At 59.2% G+C, this 3,163-nt stretch carries 3 protein-coding genes; all 3 read right to left on the bottom strand.

Annotated elements, in window-relative coordinates; genetic code table 11:
* Positions 1-73 precede the first annotated feature (73 nt).
* The 3 genes from choV to ACRESD_RS22270 all read right to left on the bottom strand — a co-directional run bounded on the left by choV (position 74) and on the right by ACRESD_RS22270 (position 3,111).
* The gene (gene choV / locus ACRESD_RS22280; protein ID WP_431752883.1) at positions 74-1,252 is read right to left on the bottom strand and encodes a choline ABC transporter ATP-binding protein; all 1,179 of its coding nucleotides are present in this window, start codon (positions 1,250-1,252) and stop codon (positions 74-76) included.
* Positions 1,249-2,094: a choline ABC transporter permease subunit gene (choW, locus tag ACRESD_RS22275; RefSeq protein WP_017139374.1), complete on the bottom strand. Its 846-nt coding sequence runs from the start codon at positions 2,092-2,094 to the stop codon at positions 1,249-1,251. Before choW ends, choV begins: the two co-directional genes overlap by 4 nt.
* 69 nt (positions 2,095-2,163) lie before the next feature.
* Positions 2,164-3,111 carry a choline ABC transporter substrate-binding protein gene (locus tag ACRESD_RS22270; RefSeq protein WP_431752882.1) on the bottom strand — a complete coding sequence of 316 codons (948 nt, stop codon included), beginning with the start codon at positions 3,109-3,111 and terminating at the stop codon, positions 2,164-2,166.
* Between the last annotated feature and the right edge of the window lie 52 nt (positions 3,112-3,163).

Raw genomic sequence — 3,163 nt, 5'->3', positions numbered from 1 at the left:
ATTCACTACAGCTATCGCAGGCAAGCCAGCTCCCACATTGACCCAGTTCCTTCAGTTGTTCTTGGGGTATGCCTTAGCCCAGGTTTTTGCCGAGCAGTGCGTGGTACAGCTCGCTATCCCCCAGAATCCCCACCACCTGGTTGTTGTCATGCAACACCAGCTTGTTCCCCGTCTGGTAACGAATCTGCAGTGCATCGCGCATGCCGATATTCGAGTCCACCAGTGTCGGTACCCGGCCCAAACCTTCCACCGCTTGCCCCGGTGCCCAGTTCTGCAGGTTCATCACCGCGCCATTCTGGCGTGCACCCTTGATGGTGTTGCCCTCGGCCAGGTCCAGCCAGGAATCGCCGCCCGGGTCCAGGCACACCGAACCGTTGATACGCTTGCAGTTGTCCAGGGTGCGCATCAGGCTGCGGCCGCACAGCACGTTCAGCGGGTTGGTATGGGCGACGAAGGTGCGCACATAGTCATCTGCGGGGTTCAGCACGATCTCTTCCGGCACGCTGTACTGGATGATCTTGCCGTCTTTCATGATCGCAATACGGCTGCCCAGTTTGAGCGCCTCATCCAGGTCGTGGCTGACGAACACGATGGTCTTGCTCAGCTTGCGTTGCAGTTCGAGCAGTTCATCTTGCAGGCCCTGGCGAATCAACGGGTCGAGGGCGGAGAACGGTTCGTCCATCAGCAAGATATCGGCGTCCATCGCCAGTGCGCGGGCCAGGCCGACGCGCTGTTGCATGCCACCGGACAGCTCGTCCGGCTTCTTGTTGCGCCATTGGCTCAGGCCCACCAGTTCGAGCTTGTCGTCGACCAGCTTGCGTCGATCTTTCTCCGGGCGACCTTGCATCTCCAGGCCGAAACTGATGTTTTCGCGCACCGTCAGCCAAGGCATCAGGGCGAACTTCTGGAACACCATGGCGATGCGCTTGGTGCGCATCATTTTCAACTCGGCGGGCGTGCAGGACGCGATGTCGATCTGGCGCCCTTCATGCTCCACGAACAGCTGGCCACGGCTCACGGTGTTGAGGCCGTTGATGCAGCGCAGCAAGCTCGATTTGCCAGAGCCCGACAGGCCCATCAGCACGCAGATCTCGCCTTTTTCGATGTCCAGGCTGGCTTTTTCAACGCCGACAATCTGCCCGGTTTTTTTCAGGATCTCGTTACGGCTCATGCCCTGGTCCAGCAGCTTGAGCGCTTCGCGTGGGTCTTTGGAAAAGATCACGTCGACTTGGTCGAATCGGATAATGCTCATGCATCACCCCCTACTTTGGCGTCGGGTTGTTTGCAGATGCGGTCGAGCATGATGGCCAGCAACACGATTGCCAGGCCGGCTTCAAAGCCCAGGGCAATGTCGGCGGTGTTCAGTGCGTTGACCACCGGCTTGCCGAGGCCATCGGCGCCAACAAGCGCGGCGATCACTACCATCGACAGCGACAGCATGATGCATTGGGTAATGCCGGCGGCAATGCTCGGCATGGCGTGGGGCAGTTCAATGCGCGAGAGCAACTGACGGCGCGAGCAGCCAAAGGCCTTGCCGGCGTCCATCAACTCTTGCGGTACATCGCGGATACCCAGGTAAGTCAGGCGGATCGGCGCGGCAATCGCGAACACCACCGTGGAGATCAAGCCGGGCACCACACCCAGCCCGAAGAGGGTCAGGGTAGGGATGAGGTAGACGAAGGTCGGTACGGTCTGCATCAGATCGAGCACCGGCCGCATCATGGTGTAGAACAGCGGTTTGTGCGCGGCAACAATGCCCAGCGGCACACCGATGACCACGCAGACCAGGGTGGCGAACAGTACCTGGGCGAGGGTTTCCATGGTTTCCTGCCAGTACCCCAGGTTGAGGATCAGCAGGAAGGAGGCGATGACAAAAACGGTCAGGCCCCATTTGCGTTGGATAAAGTGAGCGAGCAGCGCAATCAGACCGATCAATGCCAGCGGATTGAACCAGGTCAGCGCAAACGTCACGCCGTGGATCATCGTTTCCAGGGTCGATGCGATAGCGTCGAAGTAGTTGGCACCATGTTTGGTCAACCATTCGACGAAGGCAGCGATGTACTGGCCTAGTGGGATTTTCTGTTCAGTCAGCATGGTAGTGAATGTCCACATGCGAAGAGGGAAAACATCCCGGGGCAGCGCACCGCCCCGGGGTCAGCAGTGTTATTTGGCGAGGTAGGCTTTCACGGCGTCCAGTCCAGGTTTGCCATCAACGGTGGTGACACCCGCGAGCCAGGTGTCGAGCACTTGCGGGTTCTTCTGCAGCCAAGCCTTGGCGGCGGCATCGGGCTTCATCTTGTCGTCCAGGACGTTGCCCATCAGCGAGCTTTCCATGTTCAGGGTGAACGACAGGTTCTTCAGCAACTGACCGACGTTGCTGCATTCCTGGGTGTAGCCCTTGCGGGTATTGGTGTAGATAGTCGCCTGGCCGTAGTTGGGGCCGAACGAGTCGTCACCACCGGTCAGGTACTTGATCTTGAAACGGGTGTTCATCGGGTGCGGTTCCCAGCCGAGGAACACGATGGCCTGGCCGCGCTTGGTGGCCCGTTCAACCTGCGACAGCATCCCGGCTTCGCTGGATTCCACGACCTTGAAGCCCGCATCTTTCAAACCGAACTGGTTCTTGTCGATGACGGTCTGGATGGTGCGGTTGCCGTCGTTACCCGGCTCGATCCCGTAGATCTTGCCGCCCAGCTCATCCTTGAATTTGGCGATATCGGCGAAGTCTTTCAGGCCCTTGTTGTACAGCTCTTCGGGCACTGCCAGGGTGTACTTGGCGTTTTCCAGGTTGGCGCGCACGGTTTCCACGGTGCCGGCATCGCGGTACTGCTTGATGTCGTTTTCCATGGTCGGCATCCAGTTGCCGAGGAAGATGTCCATGTTCTTGCCGTCGGCCAGGGATTTGTAGGTCACTGGCACCGAAATCATCGTGGTGCGCGGCTTGTAGCCCAGGCCCTTGAGGATTTCGCTGGTGGTCGCGGTGGTGACGGTGATGTCTGTCCAGCCGACATCGGAGAAGTTGACGGTCTGGCATTGTGCCGGTTCTGCAGCGTGCGCCAGGACTGGCAGACTCAGCATGGCGGCCAACAACAACGAGGGTGAACCTTTCATCTGGGTAGACTCCTGTGTTTTTTCTGGCGGCATTCGCCGCGCTTTATAAGGG

The sequence above is a fragment of the Pseudomonas sp. genome, from assembly GCF_050739995.1.
GTDB lineage: Bacteria > Pseudomonadota > Gammaproteobacteria > Pseudomonadales > Pseudomonadaceae > Aquipseudomonas.
The sequence above is the reverse complement of the archived record's forward strand: the minus strand, read 5'-3'. Positions and strand labels throughout refer to the sequence as shown.

What these genes read in the sequence shown, in the direction of transcription:
- choV (WP_431752883.1), bottom strand. Translation starts at nt 1,252, where the DNA reads ATGAGCATTATCCGATTCGACCAAGTCGACGTGATCTTTTCCAAAGAC.
- choW (WP_017139374.1), bottom strand. Translation starts at nt 2,094, where the DNA reads ATGCTGACTGAACAGAAAATCCCACTAGGCCAGTACATCGCTGCCTTC.
- ACRESD_RS22270 (WP_431752882.1), bottom strand. Translation starts at nt 3,111, where the DNA reads ATGAAAGGTTCACCCTCGTTGTTGTTGGCCGCCATGCTGAGTCTGCCA.